Genomic DNA, 18,658 nt, shown 5'->3' on the forward strand with positions numbered 1-18,658 from the left:
GAAGCGTCATGAGTGAACGGGTGTGGTCGTCGCGCGACTGCTGACGTGCAGCCCGTTCACAATTGCCTGGGAATCTGTGAAACGTCGAACCTTCACGTTCCGTCAATGCTGCAGACTCAAGGAAAGGAATCAGGTTGCGATGGGCAGTGAGCCTGCCGGTGCCGACCCACGTCCGCTCGACGACGTGGCAATTCCGCTGACTGACTCCGAGCGCGAGGCGATTCGTGGAGGATTCGACCGATTCGCCCGCGCACGCGTGAACGCGGTTCTCGACAGCGAGGAACTGCTCGTCGACGCGGAACTGGCCGGCCGTGCGCTGCCCGACCGGGTGATCAGTGCGCTGCGCCATTTCCGCAGGTACGGCAACGGCGCGGGCGCGCTGCTGATCCGCAACGCGCCTGTCGACACCGATCTGCCCGCCACGCCGCAGGACGGCTACGTCGGGCACTGGAACGAGATCCCCGTCTCGACGTTCACGCAGCTGGCCGTGGCGTCGCAGGTCGGCGACGTGATCGCGTACGCGGACGAGAAGGACGGCAACCTGATCCAGGACGTCGTGCCGATCAAGGGCGCGCGGCAACGCCAGGAGAACTCCGGCACCGTCTACCTGGAGCTGCACACGGAGAACGGGTTCCACCCGCACAAACCGGACTTCATCACCTTGCTCTGCCTGCGGCCCGACCACGACCGGACCAGCCACACCGTGGTCGGCGGCGTGGCCGAGGTGCTGCCGAAGCTGTCCGAGTGGTGCGTGTCCGCTTTGCGTCGCAAGGAGTTCCGCCTGAGGGTGAGCAGCTCGTTCGGTGCGGGAGCCGACCTGGAGACACCGTCGGTCGCGGTGCTGTCCGGCCCCGTGGGAGCCCCGGAGTTCCTCGCCGACTTCCACACCATGGAGCCGCTGACCCCCGACGCGGCCGTCGCGCTGGACGAGCTGAAGCAGGCGCTGCTGACGTCGTTGCGGGGAGCCAAGCTCGACACCGGCGACCTGCTGGTGATCGACAACAGGACCGCCGTGCACGGCCGCACGCCGTTCGCCGCCCGCTACGACGAGACGGACCGCTGGTTGCGCCGCTGCTTCGCGGTGTCGGACCTCCGCCGCTCGCGCGGCATCCGCGCACCGGGCTCCCGCGTGTGCGAGCCGCTCACCGTTGTCGGGCTGTCCTGCACAGTCGCGGAGGAGCTGCGGTGCACCACTTCGTGACGAGCCTGCCGGAGCTGGTCGAGCGACCACCGCAGCACCTGCTGATGCTCTACTCCGGCGGTCTCGACGGCACGTTCCTGCTGCACCGACTGCAGGAGCTGAACGTCGAGGTCACCGCCCTGAACGTGCGGATCGGTGACGCCGAGCCCGCGGAGACCGCACGCCGCCAGGCGGAGCTGTTCGGCGCCCGGTTCGTCGACGTGGACGCGACCGGGGAGTTCTTCTCCGAGTTCCTGCCGGCCGCGATCCACGCGGACGCCTGCTACCAGAACGAGTTCCCGGTCAGTTCCACGCTCACCCGGCCGCTGATGGCCCGCACGGCGGTCCGGGTCGCGGCCGAGCTCGGTTGCGACATGATCGGCCACACCGCCACGTACATGCAGAACAGCTCGATCCGGTTGAGCGGTTCGATCGCCGCGCTCGCGCCGGAGATCGGCGTGGCGGCGCCGTTCCTCGGCTCGGACCTGCCTCGCGCGGACAAGCTCGCCGCGCTCGCCGGCACGGGTGTCACGTTCCCGGAGGGCATTCACAGCATCGACGCGAACCCGTGGGCCCGCGTGATCGAGTGCGGATCGCTGGAGAGCCCGGAGAACCGGCTCGACGAGACCGTGTTCCGGTGGACCCGAGCTGTCGGCGAGGCGCCGGACGAGCCGGTGGAGATCGCGCTGACGTTCGACACCGGCCTGCCCGTCGAGCTGGATGGCGACACGATCTCGTTGCAGGCACTGGTGGAACGGCTCAACGCTCTCGGCGGTGAGCACGCCGTCGGCCGGTCGTCCGGGCTGGAGGACACGCCGTTCGGCGTGAAGAACCACGAGATCCGCGAGGCACCGGCGGCAACGGTGATCATCAAGGCGCACCAGGTGCTCGCCAACGCCGTGCTCACTGGCGCCGAACACGCGGTGCGCGGCGGAATCGCCCGCGAGTGGACGAACGCCGCGGTGCACGGCGGCTGGTTCGGCAACATGGGGGAGAGCCTCGCGCGGTGCCTCGCCGACCTCGACCGCCCGCTGAACGGCACGGTGAAGCTCAAGCTGCACAAGGGATCCATCACCGTGCTGAGCGTCACCTCGCCGCACGGTCTCTACTACACGCGGCTCGGTGCGCAGTTCCACGAATCGATGAACGCCTACGCCTACTCGCCCTGGCTGACCCTCGCCACGTGGCCGGACCGTCTGCGACGAACTGAAACGGTGAAATGAGCAGCAAGCGGAAACTTGTTGACCTGTCCCACGTCGTGCGCCACGGCATGACCACCTACCCCGGGCTGCCGGGACCGGTGATCGAGGACCACATGTCCTTCGTGGACTCCCGGCCGAAGTACTCGCCCGGCACGGAGTTCCAGATCGGCCGCATCACGCTGGTGGCGAACACCGGCACGTACGTCGACGTGCCGTCGCACCGCTTCGACGGTGGCGCTGACCTGTCCGAGGTGCCGCTGTCGACGTTCGTGGACCTCGAAGGCGTTGTGGTGTCCGCGACCGGCAGGGCGGGAATCGGTCCCGAGGTGTTCGAGGGGATCGACGTGACGGACAAGGCCGTGCTGGTGCACACGGGCTGGGACCAGCACTGGGGCACTCCGGCCTACGGCGACGCCGGCCACCCGTTCCTGACGGCGGAGGCCACCGCGTGGCTGGCCGAACGGCGTCCGGCGATCGTCGGCATCGACTCGGTGAACATCGACGACATGGCGGACCTGGGCCGTCCCGCGCACACCGGGCTGCTGCACGCGGGAATCCCGTGCGTCGAGCACATGACGGGGCTGGAGCAGGTGGTGGGCACGCGGTTCCGCTTCCACGCCGCGCCGATCGCCGTCGCCGGCATGGGCACGTTCTCGGTCAGGGCCTACGCGCTCGTCGACGACCAGGGATGACCGACTCCACCACACGAAGGGCGTGAACCAATGGAAAAGCACCACCTCGATCCCCAGACCGTCAAGGAGATCGAAGCGCTCGTCGAGGAGATCGCCGCCCGTGTGACGAGCGTCCACGACGCCGAGTTCCACCGCGCAGCCGCTGTGCTCGCACACGAACTGCCCCGGCCGCTGCGGGAGGCGCTCGTCGACTTCCGCCTGCGTGAGCCGTCCGGCGCGTTGCTGGTCTCCGGTCTCCCTGTGGACGACGACCGGCTCGGGCCGACGCCGTCGCACTGGCACCAGCCCGCCGGCACGCCCTCACCGTCGTTGCGCGAGGAGATCGCGTTCGGTCTGCTGGCGCAGATCCTCGGCGACCCGTTCGGGTACGCGACCCTGCACAACGGGCTGTTGATGCACAACATCATCCCGATCAAGGGGTACGAGAAGGAGCAGATCGCGTTCGGCTCCGAGGAGACGCTGGAATGGCACACCGAGGAGGCCTTCCACGTCAACAGGTCCGCCTACACGGCGTTGATGTGCCTGCGCAACCCGTACGGCGCGCCCACGACCTACGCTGACGTGGCCGACCTGGAGATCTCGCCCGAGGACGCAGAGGTGTTGCGCGGCCCGTGGTTCGAGACGCGGCCGAGTGGTTCGCATTCGGCTCAGCGCAACAACTTCGCCGAGCTGGTGCTGGCGGAGGACCGCGAGCGCTGGGGCCGCAGCTTCGCCGAGACCGACGACATCCACCGCCACCCCGTGGTGCAACCGATCCTGTCCGGGCACGAGGACCAGCCCTACCTGTGCATCGACCCGGACTGCATGACCGCGGTGAACGACGAGGCCGCCGGGGCGCTGGAGCGGCTGTGCGCCGAGGTGAACCGCAAGATCCAGGACGTCACGCTGGCGCCGGGCGACCTGCTGTTCATGGACAACTACCGAGCGATCCACGGGCGCAAGCCGTTCAAGGCTCGCTTCGACGGTTCCGACCGCTGGCTCAAGCGCATGAACATCTCGCGAGATCTGCGGCCGTCCCGTGCCCGCCGGCTCTCGCCGGACAGCCGGATCATCTTCTAGTCGTCACCGCTGTGCAGCAACGGAAAGGCGTCCGCGACGGTCGCCACGACCAGGTCAGGCCGAGGCCCGTCGGCTGGCGTCGGCGCACCGTTGCAGACCCAGATCGTCCGCATGCCGGCGGCGGCGCCACCCGCGATGTCGTGCTTGAGCGAGTCACCGACCATCCAGGCGCCGCCGAGCACGGCCTCGGCCCTGTCCGCGACGAGGGTGAAGGCGGCGAGGTGGGGCTTGCGCTCCTCCTCGTCGTCGGCGTAGCAGACGGCGTCGAACAGGTCGAGCAGACCGTCCAGTTTGGGCAGTTGGTCGACCTCGGTGCCGTTGGTGAGCAGGGCGATGCGCCAACCACTGCGCCGCAACGCTTCCAGTCCCGCGATGGCGCCTTCGTACGGGCGGGCGAGCCGCGGCACCCGGTGGACGAAGATGCCGCGCAGCTCCTCCCACGTCTCCGGCAGGCCGAACTCGGCCACGATCTTGCCGAACGACTCGTGCGGCGGCGCCGGGCTCGCGGCTTCCGCCCGCAGGAACTCCAGCGCGCCGTCGCCGAGCCCGCGTTCCTCCACGAGCTCGGCGAACCACCTGTCGACCGCGGCGGTGCTGTCCACGAGAGTGTCGTCGAGGTCGAACACGACAAATCTGTTCACAACAAAGGAATCTATCCACAACCCGCCGCCGGGCGCAGCGGTTTGCGCCTACTCCCTGGCGCCGACAGGGGCGGGCAACGCGTCCAGTTCCGCCAGCTCGTCCGCAGTGAGCACGAGTTCGGCCGCCGCCGCGTTCTCCTTGAGATAGCGGTAGGTCTTCGTTCCGGGAATGGGGATCACGTGGTCTCCCTGGGCGAGCAGCCATGCCAGTGCGACCTGGGCGGACGTGCCGCCGTGCCGTTCACCGATCTTGCGGACCGTCTCGACCAGGTGGGCGTTCGCGTCCAGCGCGTCCTCGGCGAACCGCGGCATCTCGGCGCGGAAGTCTCCGTCGGCGAGGTCGGCGGGCTTGGCGTAGCGGCCGGCCAGCAGCCCGCCGCCGATCGGCGAGTGGCAGAGGAAGGCGATTCCCTCTGCCGCGCAATGGGGCACCACGTCGCCGAGGAACTCCCGGGTGAAGAGCGAGAGTTCGGACTGCACCGCAGCCACGGGGTGAATCGCCTGTGCGCGCTTGACCTCGTCGAGGGTCATCTCGGAAATGCCGATGGCCCTTGCCTTTCCGGCGGTGACCAGGTCAGCGAGCGCACCCCAGCTCTCCTCGACCGGCACCTCGGGATCGACCCGGTGCAGGAAGTAGACGTCGACGTGGTCGGCGCGCAGGCGGCGCAGGCTCGCGTCCAGTGCGGAGCGCAGGTACTCCGGGCGCCCGTTGAGCGTGAAGTCCGCGCCGTCGAACCGAACCCCGCCCTTGGTGGACAGCACGGCTTCGTCGCGCCGGCCTTGCAGCGCACGGCCGACGAGTTCTTCGTTGGTGAAAGGACCGTAGACGTCGGCCGTGTCGATGAGCGTGACGCCGAGGTCCAGCGCCTCGCGGATGACGCGAGCCGAGGTCTCGTCGTCGCGATTTCCCGGATCGTAGGCGAAGGACATGCCCATCGTGCCCAGCCCGATGCGGCCGCAAACCGGCCCACCGGCCCCCAAGGTAGTGGTAAGCATGACGTCATCCTAGGGGCCTGGCCCGGAACCTGGTCGGCTCTTTCGGCTGTCAAGAGGAACACCTTCCGTTTCCGTACACCGTCCAATCAGGACGATCGAAGCTGGGGATCTACTGTGACACTTCGCGCGATCGGCACACCCGCATGACCGCCACCTCCACGGGGCCTGCCGTCACGGCCGCCGAGGACCAGAAGCTCAAGCGGCACCTGGGATTCTGGAGCCTCACCGGGGTGGCGTTCGGCGGCATCATCGGCTCCGGCTGGCTCTTCGGCTCGTTCTACGGCGCGCAGGCGGCGGGCCCGGCCGCCGTGTTCTCCTGGATCATTGGCGGTGCAGCGCTCACGCTCGTCGCGCTCGTGCTCGTCGAACTCGGTGCGGGCTCACCGGAGGCGGGCGGCCTGGTGCGCTGGCCATTGCTGTCCAACGGACCGCTCGCGGGAACGCTGATCGGCTGGGCGATGCTGCTGGCGGTGTCGAGCACCCTGGCGGCGCAGGCATCCGCCATCATGCAGTACTCGAACCGGTACCTGCCCGGCGTGTTCGGCGAGGACGGGCTGACGCTGCGCGGCAAGGCGTTCGGCGCGGTCCTCCTGCTGGCGCTGGTGGTGCTGAACTGGTTCGGTGTCAGGCTCTTCGCCCGGTTGAACCTGCTCGTCACGTCCATCAAGGTGTTCGTGCCGGTGCTGACGATCGTGGCGTTGCTCCTGTCGAGCCTGAACCCCGGCAACATCGAGGCAGGCGGCGGGTTCGCGCCGTTCGGCTGGCCTGCCGTGCTGACCGCGATCGCGAGCGCGGGCATCATCTACGGCCTGGACGGCTTCGCGGCCCCGATCGAGCTCTCCGCGGAGGCCCGCAACCCGCGCCGCGACATCCCTCGCGCAGTCCTGACCGCCATCGGCCTGTCGATGCTGATGCACGTGGTGCTGCAGCTGACGTTCGTGCTGGCCGTCCCCACTGATCAGCTCGCCGGCGGCTGGCAGGGCCTGAACTTCAGCTCGCCGTTCGGTGAGCTCGCGATCCTGCTGAACCTCAGCTGGCTGGCCACCGTCGTCTACGCCGACGCGGTGTTCTCCCCGTCGGGCTCGACGTTCGTGATCGTCGCGGCCGGCGGCCGGGAAACCTACGCGGTGGCCAAGAACAAGGCCCTGCCACGGCGCTTCGCCCACGTGAGCGCACAGGCCGGTGTGCCGCGCAACGCCATGGCGCTGAACTTCGTGCTCGCGATGGTGTTCCTGCTGCCCTCGAGCGGCTGGCAGCAGATCATCGGCGTGGTCGGCGTGCTCGCGGTGCTGACCTACTCGTTGTGCACGGTGGCGGCGGGCACCTTCATGGTGGCCTCACCGGAGCGGTTGGCGGGGTGGGTGCGAGGGCTGCGCTGGATCGCGCCGACCGGGTTCATCGTGGGCTCCGAACTCATCTACTGGGGGTCGTGGCCGAACCTGCGGATCGCACTGCCGCTGCTGATGGTGGCGGCCGTGCTGTTCGCGGTGCTGCGCCGCCGCGACCTGGATCTGGCGGCCGAACTCCGCACCGGCACGTGGCTCATCTGCTACCTGGCGTGGCTGCTGGCGATCTCCGGTGTCGGCAGCTTCGGCGGTGCCGGGTGGATCGCCGCACCGTGGGACACCGTGCTGGTCGCGGTGGGCAGCCTGCTGACGTACCGGTGGGGAGTGCGGTCGGGCGTGGCGTACCTGCGCCGCTGACGTCGTGGCGGGTGCGTGGACCCCGCGCACCCGCGCCATGTGGTTCTAGCTGTTGTCGATCACCAGACTGGCGGGCGGCGGGACCGCACTTGGCGAAGCAGAGGCGCTGGCCTTCCGGTGACTCGTGGAACCACGACGTGGGTCACCGCGTCAGCATCCAGAGCGCGTGCCGCTCGAAAGTCATCACCGCAGCGCGGCAGCGCATCTCTCCCAGGCTGACAGCATGCTCAGGTGATCGTGTCCTTGCTGTACAAGGTGACTGGGAAGTTGCTGTCCGCCGCGTCGGTGCTGTTCCGCGGCGAGGTGGAGAAGGACGCGCAGCTTCTCGTGCAGCGGCACGAAAATGCCGTGCTCCGCCGACAGTTGACTGGCCAGATCCGTTACGAGCCAGCAGACCGATTCTGGTTTGCCACGCTATCCAGGCTGATACCTCGTTCGCGCTGGCGCGAGATCTTCCCAGTCACGCCCGGCACGGTGCTGGGCTGGCATCGCAGGTTCATCGCCTGGAAGTGGGACTACTCCGCACGACGACGCATCGGACGCCCGCCCACCCGAGCAGCGATCAAGGTACTTGTGCTCCGGCTCGCCAAACAGAATCCGCGGCAGGGGCATCGACGGATCCAAGGCGAGCTGGCCCGACTCGGCCACCCAATCGCCGCCTCAACCGTCTGGAAGATCTTGAACGCAGCGGACAGCGACCCAGCACCACGCCGATCCGGCCCGACCTGGCTCGAGTTCCTCGCCGCCCAGGCTGAGGGCATCATCGCGGCGGACTTCTTCCATGTCGACACCGCGCTCGGCAGACGCCTGTACGCGTTGGCGTTCCTAGAGCATGACACCAGGCGCCTGCACATCACCGGCGTCACCACCCACCCGACGGAGGCCTGGACCGTGCAACAGGCGAGGAACCTCTCCGACGGCCTTGGAACACGGATAGAGTCCCTGCGCTTCCTGTTGCGTGACTGCGACGACAAGTACGGCGAGGTGTTCGACACCGTCTTCGAAGCCGAGGAACTACGTGTGATCAAGAGTGCGCCGCGAGCACCCCGGATGAATGCCCACTGCGAACGCATCATCGGCACCATCCGGCGCGAGGTCCTCGACCACATCCTCATCACCGAAGAAGCCCATGCGCGTCAAGTTCTTGCCGCCTACGAAATCCACTACAACAAGCACCGGCCGCATCAGGCCCGCTGCCAGCTACCGCCCGAAGCTCAAGAGCAACCCGCCGCCGTACATGACCGCAAGACCCGCAAGCCGCTACGCACCCGGATCCTCGGGGGACTCATCAACGAATACAGACACGCCGCATGACGTGCAGCGATGACTTTTCGAGCGGCACACGAGTCGCCGGGTTCTCCGACTCCATGCCGTGACGACCTCACCACCATGCTGTACACGCCGGCGCAGGCCGCAGAGATGTTGTCCGTGAAGGAGAGCTGGCTACGCCGCAAAGCGGGCCGTCGCGCAATACCGTGCACGATCATCGGCAAGCATCTGCGGTTCTCGCTCGCGGACCTCAGAGGCATCGCCGACGGCGGTGCGCAGGCCGTGCATCCCGCACGAGGACGACCTCGTTCCCGCTGATCAGCGTCTTGAGGGCAAGCACGGAAGCGCTTGCCCTCTTGCGTACACAATGCGTCCATATGCCCGTCAAACGTTTGACGGGAGGAAAGATGGCCTGGGTAGAGAAACACGGCAAAGGCTGGCGCGTCCGCTACTGGAAAGACGACGGATCCCTCGGCTCCATCCCCGGCTTCCCCACCAAGAAGGCGGCCACAGACCACTCCGACACCATGGAGGCCGACCAACGCCGCGGCACCTGGATCGACCCCGCCGCCGGGAAACCTGTCCCTCGCGGAGTGGACCGTCGACTGGCTCGACGCACTCGACGTCTCACGCAATACCGAGACCCAGTACCGCAGCCTGCTCAACAATCACATCCTGCCCCGCTGGGGCGAGACCTCACTTGCAGATCGCGGTGGCCGCGTGGGCCAAGAAGGTCCGAGCATCCGGCTACGCCGCCACCACAGTGCAGACGATGATGAAGATCCTGTCGATGCTCCTCGCCGACGCCGCCGACGAGAAACTCATCGCCGCCAACCCCATACGACCCCGACGACGCGGCAGGCGTCAACGCACCAAGATGCGCGAGCGCATGTGGGCCACACCCGAAGAAGCGTTGCGTCTCGCAGACAACGCGGCACTACTTCTTGGCCCCTGGGCCGCGATCCTCATCGCCACGGCCGCGTGGACCGGAGCGCGATGGGGCGAACTCACCGGACTCCAACGCACCAACATCCACCTCGACGACGGATGCTTCGAGATCGACCCCGACATCGGCGCCCTGCACGAGATCAACGGCCACTTCGAACTCGGCCCACCCAAGACCGCCGAGTCCGCCCGCACGATCACCCTCCCGCCGTTCCTGATCGACCTGCTACGCGTCCTGCTCGACAGCCACGACCATCCACACGCGTTCGTCTCCGCCGAAGGCGAGTACCTGCGCCGTTCCAACTTCGGACGTCGCGCCATGCGCCCCGCTGCCGACGGCAACCTCAACCGCAAAGCCCCGCCCGTCTGGATTCAACCCGTCAAACCCGGCCTGACTTTCCACGGCCTGCGACACAGCCACAAGACCTGGATGATCGCCGAGGGCGTCCCCGAAATCGCCCAAGCCGCCCGCCTCGGCCACACCCTCGAAGACAAGATGCAGAAGGTCTAGTCACACATCGCCGCCGAAGTCGAACAACGCCTTCTCCATGGCCTGCAAGCCAGATGGACCGAAGCCATCACGAACGTTGACAGCGGTTGCTCAGCGCCAAGGTGGCGAACGACCGACTTCCATCCACCGCGTGATGGTCACGTGGACCGGCAAACGTAGCGAGGCCGGAGGCCGCTTTTGACGCGGTCAGGCAGCCGTCCACGTTGGGGAATAAGAATTAGTGCGGGACGATCGCGAACAACAGCCACCACTGGAGGTGATCTCCAGAGTGATGCTGACCTGCAGCCAGTAACGCAGCGCGCTGTGGATCCGACACTCCGTTGGCATTCGAACATCAGCTGCGAGGTGCGGATGACTGTCCAGTGGGGTGACGTGGCCGGATGGCTCCAAGGCCTCGGCTCGTTGTCCGCGCTGGGATTCGCTGCCGCTGCGGTGGTAGTCACCCGACGGACGTATCGGATCGAGTCGGAACGCGACCAGGTGAATGCGGCGGCGCGGGAAGCCCGGACAGCGTTCGACCGGCGGGCGCAGGCCGCGCTGGTGTCTGCATGGTGGGGGTCGAACGACGACGGGGTCTGGGGCGCGTTCGTGCGCAACGCGTCCGAGACGCCGGTGTACCAGGTGTACGTGACGGTCGTCGGGGCGGACGACAGGTCGGACGGGCACAAGTCCCACTATCTCGTCGTGCCGCCCGGCACGTCGACCTTCACGCCGATCAACGGTGACACCGTCGCGGCTCCCGCTCGCCGGGTGAAGGTGAGCTTCACCGACGCCGCAGGTGTGCGATGGCAGCGCAATCAGTACGGCCGATTGACCGAGCTGCAGTCGACGTTGTGCATCACCGCGGACCCCCCTCGCGTCGAGGCGCTGAGAGAGTTCAAGGACGACTTTCTGGCCAGCTACGGCGTCACCGTGGAATTCCGCATGAACCCGCCTGGCTATCTGCAGCGGGAGTTCGTGGCGGATATCGAGCGGAACCCAGGAACCGACGCCCTCATCTGTCCACACGACTGGCTCGGTGACCTGATCTCACGCGACCTGATCGAGCCGACGGTGCTCTCCGCCGAGCACCACGCCGCCTGCCCGGAATGGGCGCTCGAAGCACTCACCGTCGACGGCCGCCTCTACGGCTTGCCGACCACGATGGACACAGTGGCGCTGTTCCGCAACACCAGGCTCGCGCCGCAGCCTCCGGCAACGTTCGACCAGCTCATCGCGAGCGGACTGACCTTGCGGAACGCGGGGAGGGTGCGAGAGGTCTTCGCCGTCCGTGTCGGCGAGACAGGCGACCCGTTTCAGATCTGGCCGTTGTTCACCGGTGCCGGCGGATGTCTCTTCGGCCGTCACCGCGGTGGCGGCTGGGATCCGACTCGGATCGGTCTCGCCGCTCCAGGATCCGTGGCGGCCTTTGAAAGACTGCGAGAGCTCGGTGAGGCCGGCACGAAGATGCTACGACGGTCGATCGGCAAGGAGGAGGCACTGGAGCTGTTCGCGACCGGCCACACCCCATACCTGCTGTCCACTTCGGACGCTCTGAAGGTCCTCCGCGAGGCTGCGACCCCGTTCGCGATCAGTGCGGTGCCGCCGTTCGCCGATGGAGCAGAACCGGACCCGTTCACATTGGTGCATGGCCTCGTGATGACAAAGGCAGGCACCAGCAAGATCATCGCGCACGACCTGTTCGCAGACTATCTCACGCATGACCACGTGATCTCAGCACTGGCACAAGGTGTCATCGCACCAGCAGTGCTCCGAGGGTCGCCGGCGAAAGACCCAGACCTGCAGCAGTTCGTGACATTGTGCGAGGCTGGCACACCCATGCCCTCGTTTCCGCAGATGTACGAGACCTGGCGGATTCTCGCGGAAGCCGAGGTCGCCGTGATCGGCGGCGCCTCAGCGGAGGCGACAGCGAAGCACGCGGCGGCGAGGGTGTCGGCTCTCTTCTCCTGAGAGAAAGGCGATGTGGATGGCTGAACCGTGGTGGCGGGACGCAGTGGTGTACCAGGTGTATCCGCGCAGCTTCGCCGCATCGGGTTCGAGCGGAGAAGGTGACTTCCGGGGGATCCGGTCTCGCCTCGGCTACCTCGGCGATCTCGGTGTGACCGCGATCTGGCTCAACCCCTTCTACCCGTCACCGATGCGCGACAGCGGCTACGACGTGGCGGACTACTTCGACGTCGACCCGAGGTTCGGCACCCTGGAGGACTTCGACGCGCTGGTCGACGCCGCGCGAAACCTCGGCATCCGGGTGATCATCGACATCGTGCCGAACCACTGTTCCTCAGCACACCCGTGGTTCCAGGAGGCACTGGCTTCGCCACCCGGCGGCCCAGCACGGGACCGGTTCTTCTTCCGCGACCGGCCGAACAACTGGGAATCGCACTTCGGTGGCTCCGCGTGGACCCAGGTTCCGGACGGCCAGTGGTACCTGCACCTCTTCGACTCGTCCCAGCCCGACTTCGACTGGCGTCACCCGGACGTCGCCGCGATGTTCGAGCGCGTGCTTCGTTTCTGGCTGGACCGCGGTGTCGCGGCCATCCGGATCGACATGGCGAACACGCTCTACAAGGACGCAGGGCTTCCTGACCTCTCGGAGGATGCCGCCACACGGCCGTACTACCACCAGCCGGAGATCCACGCGCTCTATCGATCCTGGCGCGCGATTCTCGACTCGTATTCGGCAGAGGAGTTTCCAGGGCCTCGTGGCGCTGTTGCCGAGATCTGGTTCAACCACCCCGACGAGGTGGTGCCCTACCTGGCGGCGGAAGGGCTGCCACAGACATTCAACTTCAAGCTGATGCGCGTGCCCTGGGCCGCTCGCGAACTGCGCGAGGTGATCGACGAAGCCCTCGGCCTTGTGCGCGGCTCGACGAGTTCGATGCCCTGGGTCCTGGGAAACCATGACATCACCAGACTGGTCAGCAGGCTCGGCGTCGACCAGGACCTGATCCGGGTACCAACGGAGGACTGGCGTCGCGGCACCGCGTCCGTCGACGTGGCGCTGGGTACTCACCGGGCCCGCGCCGCGGCCCTGCTGCTCCTTGCGTTGCCCGGCAGTGCCTACCTCTACCAGGGCGACGAACTAGGCCTGCCGGAGCACTTCACGATCCCCGCCGATGAGCGCGAGGATCCGACGTTTCACCGCACCGATGGGGCGGCGGTCGGACGGGATGGCTGCCGAGCACCTCTCCCATGGTCCGGAAGTGCCGCACCGTTCGGGTTCACCGACCAAGCGGTCCGCACGTGGTTGCCGCAACCCGACTGGTCCGAGCTCACGGTCGAAAGGCAGTCTGCCGACCCCGGATCCATGCTCAACCTCTACCGAGCAGCGCTCCAGCTGCGACACGGGCATCCGGCGCTCGGTGACGGCGGCCTGGAGTGGCTCGACCTCGGCCAGAACGTACTCGCGTTCCAACGGGAACCAGGCTTCATGTTCATGCTGAACTTCGGCGACGCACCCGTTCTGTTGCCGTCGGAACGCCGCGTCGTACTGGCCAGCGGGCCCGTACTGGATGATGCTCTACCTGCCGACACCGCCGTGTGGCTTGATCTCGGCCTGCGGTAGCGCACGTCGCCAGCGTCCAAACGGCCTTCCATGCAGCGGGTGCGCTCGGCTTGCCGTTGCGCGTCCGCCGCGTGGAACCGTTCGGTCACCCGGACCGCGTCGGACTGGAGCAGATCTAGCTGCCGCACCAGTTCCGTGCCCGAATCGCAGGCGGTGACGTACCACCAGGACAGGTTCAGGTAGGTCTGCACGGACGACGGCAGATCGGTGCCGACGAGCCGGGTGACGGCGTGCAGGGCGCGCAGTTCGCGGGCCGGTCCAGCATGCCGCGCAGCACCTCGGCCACCTCCGCGAGCTTCGGGGCGACCTCGGCGGGCACCGGCCGCCGAAGCCGCGCACCCGCCGTAGTAGGCAACTCGTCCGAGTTCATCGGCCGAGGCGCTGGACCACTTGCGCCGGTCCCTCGCCCTGGCCGAACACGCCGATGATCGCGGCGGCCAAGCGCATACCCACTACGTCTTCACTTGGGTCTGGCAGCGTCTGGGCGATGACCAGCAGGCACTTGCTCATGCTCTCCAGGCCTTACAACTGTTCGAAGCCATCGACGATCCGGTGGGGAAAGCCGTTGCGCTCAACGCGACCGGCTGGCACCACGCCCGCCTCGGCAACTACGACCAAGCTCTTGGGTCTTGCGAACAAGCATTGACGCTGGCTCGTCAGCACGACAACGGCGACTGCGAGGCCGACGCTCTGAAGAGCTTGGGCTTTATCGCTCACCACACCGGCCGGAACGCTGATGCGGTTGGCTCATATCGCACAGAGTTACAGATCCGCCAGGACATCGGCGACATGTACGAGGAAGCCAATGCGCTGGATCACCTGGCACAGGCCCACGCCCTCTTGAGCCATCACCGCGACGCAACCCACCTCTGGCGACGAGCGGGTCTGCTGCCGAGCAGATCGGTGACGTCACCACTCAGGCACGCACGCAGCACGCGCTCGCGCAGGCTTGTGAGGCGCGAGGGGACGAAGAACAGGCAGCGGCCCACGCTATCGAATCGTTGCGGCTGCACAGGATGATCGACAACCCGGAGTGGGAAGCTCTCGCTCTGAACTCTGCCGGCTGGCGGATAGCGAAAATCGGGAAGTACGACGTCGCCGTCGAATACTGCCGCACTGCCCTCAAGTTGTACCGGCGGCACAGCAATGAACGCGGTGAGGCAACGACGTTGATGAGCCTTGGATACATCGCGCATCGCACGGGGAGCCAGAACGAGGCGGTTGCGCCCGCCACCGGCCCGAATGCGACAGCGCCCCGACAAGCAGATGCGCGTGCCCGCCCAGGCCCCACGATGCTGACGGGTCCGGCAGCTCGACCCAGTCCCACTGGGTCTCTTCGCCCGCCGGGTGGGTGATGATCGCTACGTCACGGCCATTCGTCACATGACACGGCTCGCAATGCGGGCGCAGCTGGTGACGGCGCAAAGCACGGGTGAATGTCGAGTAGCCGCCCTGGTAACCGAGTTCGCCGATCTCGTCGAGCAGCGTTGACGCCCACAAGTGCGGGTCGTCGGCCAGCCTGGCCCGGCAGTACTCGATGAACGGCTCGAACGGATCGGCCGCCGAGGACTTTCTTCGACCCGGGCATCACCTGACCGCTCAGATACCGGCGGATCGTCTTGCGGTCACGCCCGAGATGACGCGCGATCGCCGACACCGACCAGCCTTGAGCACGCAGAGCTTGAGCCTCCACGTCTTCCTCCAGCGAGAGCATCCACCCTCCAGGAACGGTCCACGGTGACCAACACCGAAACCGTCACCCGAAGGCATCTGACCAGCACAAACGACGCGCCGGAAGGACACCCCAACTGGGGACATTCAGAGAGCAGGACCGGCCCTATTCAGAGAGCGCCATCAGGCGGACGTCGGCGGGATCTGCGTCCTGCTCGATCACGATCAAACGTACGGTGAAACTCGGCCACCGCCGCGAGCATGTCAGGAGAGCGGCGCAAATGTGGGCGGTCCCTGCCAGGGGGTGTTCCTGCCGAGTGCGAACGTCCCTTCCTCGGTGGCCGCGTACTTGAGCAGCAGCGAGCTCAAAGAATGGCCGGCGTGCACCTTGTATCCGAGCACGTCCGGATCGGCTAGCACCGTTCCCCAGGTGTCGGGGTTCTCCTCGGAGGGCAACCAGCCGCAGGTCCAGCCGTCGGCTGTCCGTCCCCACGGGATCATGCCGTTCGGCTCGGGAAACACCTGCACGCACACCTGCGGCAGGCGCATCGGATTGCTCACCGCCTTGCGATAGGTCCGTTCGATCAGACCAGGTAGCTCCTCCGGCGCCACGATCATGATGTCGCAGAACGTCCCAGGCCCGTAGATTTCCATGAACGCGCGATAGTCGGCGGGCAACGCTCCACCGAGTTCTGCCTGCACGACCGCCCAGTCGATGGACCGTCTGGGTGCCGCGGGTGGCACAAGCGCCGTCAACGCCACGATCGCGTGGTGCGGGTGCTCGTCGGTGAAGCCTGGCTGACCCCAGCCAGGTACGGACGGAGCCGGCGCCGCCACCGATTCTTCCGGTGTTGGCTGGAAGAACGGCCCGCCACCGAGATCGATGTCGAACGGCGTGCCGTCGAATCGACCGGACACGATGTCGTCGAGGAAGGCGCAGACCGGGCCCTCGTAGCTCGTCCAGTGCTCGAACCGCTGATCTGCCACCACGATCGGCCATTTGTTCGGATCGTCGCCGTCGGTGAGCCAGAAGAACAGGTCGGCCCGATGCGAAACGCCCCACGGTAGGAGGCCGCCGGGTTCGGGGAAGATCGGGTGAGGGAACCGGGCAGGTTCCTTCTGACGCCAGCCGCGCATGTCTTCGAGACGGTATGCGTAGTAGCCGAGGTACTCGGTGGGCGGTGACTGCACCGCGCCGGGCCGGATGAGCCGGACGAACGCCTGGAAGCGGCCGTCCGGGAAGATCTCCACGAGGTGCTTGTAGTCGTCGGGCAGGGCCCGTCCGATGGACGACTCGACAGCCGCCCAGTCGAACTGGTTGACGGTGTTGTCCTCAAGGCCAAGGCGCGCGGCCAGGACACCCACAGTGCCCATGAGATGTTTCCCTCCACATGGTTCGACCCGGCCAACCTGCGGAGGTCAGGACCTGACCGCCGGGTGTGCCTCGGCTGGTCGACGAGGCAAACCCGGCAATCGACTATTTGTTCAGGACCATTTTTGGTCGATCACGCCACTGGCACTGTAGGCGTAGATGTGCACCGCTGCAGGGACGTACATGTTCGGACCGGTGTGCTGCAGATAGACAGGCGTTACCGCGTGATACACGGTTTCCCCTCCCCCTGATCCGTCGCGCGACCTCGTCCTCGACCTTGCGCATCTCGATGCGGTTGGCGTTGGGATGTAGTGGCACAAAATTCTCGGGCTTGGCGTTGTCGCCACCAAACATGCAGGCGACGAGGTGGCCGAGGTCCATGCCCGGCTTCCAGCCCGGCGGCGTGAAATAGGTTTCCTCGTCGGGTTGAATCCAGCCCTTCAAGCACGCCTCCGCACCCGTTGCGCGATCATGGTGATCCAGGTTGTGGTAGGTGATGAAGCCGACCGCGTTGGCGCTCGCCGCCGCGCAGTCCCGCTGGCCGCGAGCGGTATCGACGCTGCGCTCCTGCCACTGCGGGTCGGTCGACGACCATGTGAGCGTCGTGAGCAGCATGCCCACCCAGCCGGAACTGAGGGGACTCGAACCCTGACCCTCCTGCCAGTACTAGCCCAGCGGCGTAAATGTGATGGAGCCCGACCACGGATTGTCCCGCCCGAGGAAGTACCCGGCCCCACCAGATCTGGCATAGCCCACCAGCAAGGAACTGAACGACTTGTCCCAGGAATACTCGAATCCTTGCAGCGTGGGATCAGCGCACACAGTTCCCCACTTGTCGGGGTCGACGTCAGTCGGCGCCCAGCAACACGTCCACCCGTCGGCCGTCTCGCCCCACGGAATCATCCCGCCAGGCTCAGGATGCACAGGCGCGTCATACGGGAGACGCTCCGCATTGCTCGCCGCCTGCTCGTACTTGCGCCCGATCAACTCCGGCAGTTCAGCCGGAGCCGTGATCGTGATGTCGCAGAACACCCCGGCACCGTAGTGGTCGATGAACCACTGGTAGTCCGCGGGAAGCGGAAAGCCGATCATCCGTTCGATGTCGCCCCAGTCTGACGGCAGCGTGCTCAGTTCCGGCGACCCCAGCAGTTCGACAATGCCCTGGAAGTCGTTCGTCGGCAGATCCTGCCCCCAGCGCTGGTTCAGCCAGAACGTGGCTGGCTCGGGGGGCTTCGGGGCCTCCACCTGGAGTTCCTCGAACATGGCCTCGCCGGAGAGAGCGGCTCCAGACGGACCACCATCGAATCGGCCCGACACCACATCGTCGAGGAAGTCGCAGACAGGATGCTCGTACTTTACCCAGGATCCAAAATCTCTATCCGCTGCCACAACAGGCCAAGCGTTGGGATCAGCAAGCTCGGTCAGCCAGAAGAACAGATCGCTGTTGCGCGATGTGCCCCAGGGCAACAAACCGCCGGGTTCGGGGAAGATGGGAAACGGAAAGCGTGCGGGCTCGTCCTCCCGCCAGCGACGCATGTCCTCGAGGCGGTGAGTGTAGTAGCCGAGAAAGTCGGTCTTCGAGCCGTCAACGTCTCCTGGTCGAATGAGTTCGATAAACCCTTGGAACCATCCGGCAGGAAAGAGTTCCGCAAGGCGCTTGTAGTCGTCCGGCAGTTTCAAGCCCACGGAATGCTCGACAGCCACCCAGTCGAAGCTGTTGTTCGCTTCGACGTCAACACCAAGGCGGCTCGCCAGATCTTCGACGGACCCCATGAGTGACACTCTCCTCACCGTGCCGGCCTGGCAGCCAATCTACGTCATCGACGGTCTCGGGGCCAGGTGCGTCCCGACA

At 66.6% G+C, this 18,658-nt stretch carries 18 protein-coding genes; 11 read left to right on the forward strand and 7 right to left on the reverse strand.

Features of this window, described 5'->3' with window-relative positions; genetic code table 11:
• Positions 1–139 precede the first annotated feature (139 nt).
• Genes BM417_RS39285 through gntD form a run of 4 tightly spaced genes read left to right on the forward strand, consistent with a single transcriptional unit; the run spans position 140 to position 4,133 of the window.
• Entirely contained in the window at positions 140–1,201 is a 1,062-nt protein-coding gene (locus tag BM417_RS39285) for a TauD/TfdA family dioxygenase (RefSeq protein WP_093605054.1), read from the forward strand.
• A complete protein-coding gene (locus tag BM417_RS39290) occupies positions 1,186–2,403 on the forward strand; it encodes an argininosuccinate synthase domain-containing protein (RefSeq protein WP_093605056.1) in 1,218 nt (405 codons plus the stop codon). The genes BM417_RS39285 and BM417_RS39290 overlap by 16 nt, the downstream gene beginning before the upstream one ends.
• A complete protein-coding gene (locus BM417_RS39295; RefSeq protein ID WP_093605058.1) occupies positions 2,400–3,074 on the forward strand; it encodes a cyclase family protein in 675 nt (224 codons plus the stop codon). Before BM417_RS39290 ends, BM417_RS39295 begins: the two co-directional genes overlap by 4 nt.
• 30 nt (positions 3,075–3,104) lie before the next feature.
• Positions 3,105–4,133: a guanitoxin biosynthesis L-enduracididine beta-hydroxylase GntD gene (gntD, locus tag BM417_RS39300; RefSeq protein ID WP_093605060.1), complete on the forward strand. Its 1,029-nt coding sequence runs from the start codon at positions 3,105–3,107 to the stop codon at positions 4,131–4,133.
• Here gntD and BM417_RS39305 read toward each other — a convergent pair.
• Together BM417_RS39305 and BM417_RS39310 are read right to left on the reverse strand one after the other, a co-directional pair.
• Positions 4,130–4,774 (reverse strand): HAD family hydrolase, encoded by a 645-nt coding sequence (locus BM417_RS39305; RefSeq protein WP_177320859.1) that lies wholly within the window; start codon positions 4,772–4,774, stop codon positions 4,130–4,132. The two genes, gntD and BM417_RS39305, sit on opposite strands and share 4 nt — an antisense overlap.
• Positions 4,775–4,822: 48 nt before the next feature.
• On the reverse strand, positions 4,823–5,770 hold the full coding sequence (locus tag BM417_RS39310; RefSeq protein WP_093605064.1) for an aldo/keto reductase: 948 nt from the start codon (positions 5,768–5,770) through the stop codon (positions 4,823–4,825).
• Between the two features lie 143 nt (positions 5,771–5,913).
• Between BM417_RS39310 and BM417_RS39315 the strand changes: the two genes are divergently transcribed.
• The 6 genes from BM417_RS39315 to BM417_RS39340 all read left to right on the forward strand — a co-directional run bounded on the left by BM417_RS39315 (position 5,914) and on the right by BM417_RS39340 (position 13,763).
• The gene (locus tag BM417_RS39315) at positions 5,914–7,473 is read left to right on the forward strand and encodes an APC family permease (protein WP_093605066.1); all 1,560 of its coding nucleotides are present in this window, start codon (positions 5,914–5,916) and stop codon (positions 7,471–7,473) included.
• A gap of 231 nt (positions 7,474–7,704) precedes the next feature.
• Positions 7,705–8,787, forward strand: coding sequence for an integrase core domain-containing protein (locus BM417_RS39320; protein ID WP_093605068.1), 1,083 nt, complete (start codon positions 7,705–7,707; stop codon positions 8,785–8,787).
• A gap of 75 nt (positions 8,788–8,862) precedes the next feature.
• Positions 8,863–9,060, forward strand: coding sequence for a helix-turn-helix domain-containing protein (locus tag BM417_RS39325; RefSeq protein WP_245822580.1), 198 nt, complete (start codon positions 8,863–8,865; stop codon positions 9,058–9,060).
• A gap of 454 nt (positions 9,061–9,514) precedes the next feature.
• Positions 9,515–10,198 carry a tyrosine-type recombinase/integrase gene (locus BM417_RS49550; RefSeq protein ID WP_245822581.1) on the forward strand — a complete coding sequence of 228 codons (684 nt, stop codon included), beginning with the start codon at positions 9,515–9,517 and terminating at the stop codon, positions 10,196–10,198.
• A 351-nt stretch (positions 10,199–10,549) separates the two neighbouring features.
• Positions 10,550–12,148 (forward strand): sugar ABC transporter substrate-binding protein, encoded by a 1,599-nt coding sequence (locus BM417_RS39335; protein ID WP_093605072.1) that lies wholly within the window; start codon positions 10,550–10,552, stop codon positions 12,146–12,148.
• Positions 12,149–12,164: 16 nt separating this feature from the next.
• Positions 12,165–13,763, forward strand: coding sequence for a glycoside hydrolase family 13 protein (locus tag BM417_RS39340; RefSeq protein ID WP_093605333.1), 1,599 nt, complete (start codon positions 12,165–12,167; stop codon positions 13,761–13,763).
• A gap of 175 nt (positions 13,764–13,938) precedes the next feature.
• Here BM417_RS39340 and BM417_RS47260 read toward each other — a convergent pair whose 3' ends face one another.
• Positions 13,939–14,133, reverse strand: a complete 195-nt coding sequence (locus BM417_RS47260) for a hypothetical protein (RefSeq protein WP_143138999.1) — start codon at positions 14,131–14,133, stop codon at positions 13,939–13,941.
• 20 nt (positions 14,134–14,153) lie between these two features.
• On the opposite strand from BM417_RS47260, the gene BM417_RS39345 reads away from it, so the two are divergent.
• Positions 14,154–14,783 carry a tetratricopeptide repeat protein gene (locus BM417_RS39345; protein ID WP_177320860.1) on the forward strand — a complete coding sequence of 210 codons (630 nt, stop codon included), beginning with the start codon at positions 14,154–14,156 and terminating at the stop codon, positions 14,781–14,783.
• Between the two features lie 346 nt (positions 14,784–15,129).
• Here the strand turns inward: BM417_RS39345 and BM417_RS39350 are convergent, their stop codons facing one another.
• The 4 genes from BM417_RS39350 to BM417_RS39365 all read right to left on the reverse strand — a co-directional run bounded on the left by BM417_RS39350 (position 15,130) and on the right by BM417_RS39365 (position 18,579).
• The gene (locus BM417_RS39350; protein WP_245822582.1) at positions 15,130–15,477 is read right to left on the reverse strand and encodes a helix-turn-helix domain-containing protein; all 348 of its coding nucleotides are present in this window, start codon (positions 15,475–15,477) and stop codon (positions 15,130–15,132) included.
• Positions 15,478–15,698: 221 nt separating this feature from the next.
• Entirely contained in the window at positions 15,699–16,808 is a 1,110-nt protein-coding gene (locus BM417_RS39355) for a hypothetical protein (RefSeq protein WP_093605076.1), read from the reverse strand.
• 103 nt (positions 16,809–16,911) lie between these two features.
• Positions 16,912–17,421: a DNA/RNA non-specific endonuclease gene (locus BM417_RS39360; protein WP_245822612.1), complete on the reverse strand. Its 510-nt coding sequence runs from the start codon at positions 17,419–17,421 to the stop codon at positions 16,912–16,914.
• Between the two features lie 51 nt (positions 17,422–17,472).
• Complete coding sequence (locus BM417_RS39365) at positions 17,473–18,579, reverse strand: SMI1/KNR4 family protein (RefSeq protein ID WP_093605080.1); 1,107 nt, start codon at positions 18,577–18,579, stop codon at positions 17,473–17,475.
• Positions 18,580–18,658 lie beyond the last annotated feature (79 nt).

The sequence above is a fragment of the Lentzea waywayandensis genome (genome assembly GCF_900115955.1).
In the GTDB taxonomy this organism is placed as follows: domain Bacteria; phylum Actinomycetota; class Actinomycetes; order Mycobacteriales; family Pseudonocardiaceae; genus Lentzea; species Lentzea waywayandensis.

Excerpts from the sequence above, each read along its gene's own strand:
- BM417_RS39315 (WP_093605066.1), top strand. The coding sequence starts at position 5,914 with ATGACCGCCACCTCCACGGGGCCTGCCGTCACGGCCGCCGAGGACCAG.
- BM417_RS39285 (WP_093605054.1), top strand. The coding sequence starts at position 140 with ATGGGCAGTGAGCCTGCCGGTGCCGACCCACGTCCGCTCGACGACGTG.
- BM417_RS39325 (WP_245822580.1), top strand. The coding sequence starts at position 8,863 with ATGCTGTACACGCCGGCGCAGGCCGCAGAGATGTTGTCCGTGAAGGAG.
- BM417_RS39295 (WP_093605058.1), top strand. The coding sequence starts at position 2,400 with ATGAGCAGCAAGCGGAAACTTGTTGACCTGTCCCACGTCGTGCGCCAC.
- BM417_RS39310 (WP_093605064.1), bottom strand. The coding sequence starts at position 5,770 with ATGCTTACCACTACCTTGGGGGCCGGTGGGCCGGTTTGCGGCCGCATC.
- BM417_RS39350 (WP_245822582.1), bottom strand. The coding sequence starts at position 15,477 with ATGCTCTCGCTGGAGGAAGACGTGGAGGCTCAAGCTCTGCGTGCTCAA.
- BM417_RS49550 (WP_245822581.1), top strand. The coding sequence starts at position 9,515 with ATGATGAAGATCCTGTCGATGCTCCTCGCCGACGCCGCCGACGAGAAA.
- BM417_RS39355 (WP_093605076.1), bottom strand. The coding sequence starts at position 16,808 with ATGGGCACTGTGGGTGTCCTGGCCGCGCGCCTTGGCCTTGAGGACAAC.
- BM417_RS39365 (WP_093605080.1), bottom strand. The coding sequence starts at position 18,579 with ATGGGGTCCGTCGAAGATCTGGCGAGCCGCCTTGGTGTTGACGTCGAA.
- BM417_RS39340 (WP_093605333.1), top strand. The coding sequence starts at position 12,165 with ATGGCTGAACCGTGGTGGCGGGACGCAGTGGTGTACCAGGTGTATCCG.
- gntD (WP_093605060.1), top strand. The coding sequence starts at position 3,105 with ATGGAAAAGCACCACCTCGATCCCCAGACCGTCAAGGAGATCGAAGCG.
- BM417_RS47260 (WP_143138999.1), bottom strand. The coding sequence starts at position 14,133 with ATGAACTCGGACGAGTTGCCTACTACGGCGGGTGCGCGGCTTCGGCGG.
- BM417_RS39360 (WP_245822612.1), bottom strand. The coding sequence starts at position 17,421 with ATGCTGCTCACGACGCTCACATGGTCGTCGACCGACCCGCAGTGGCAG.
- BM417_RS39335 (WP_093605072.1), top strand. The coding sequence starts at position 10,550 with ATGACTGTCCAGTGGGGTGACGTGGCCGGATGGCTCCAAGGCCTCGGC.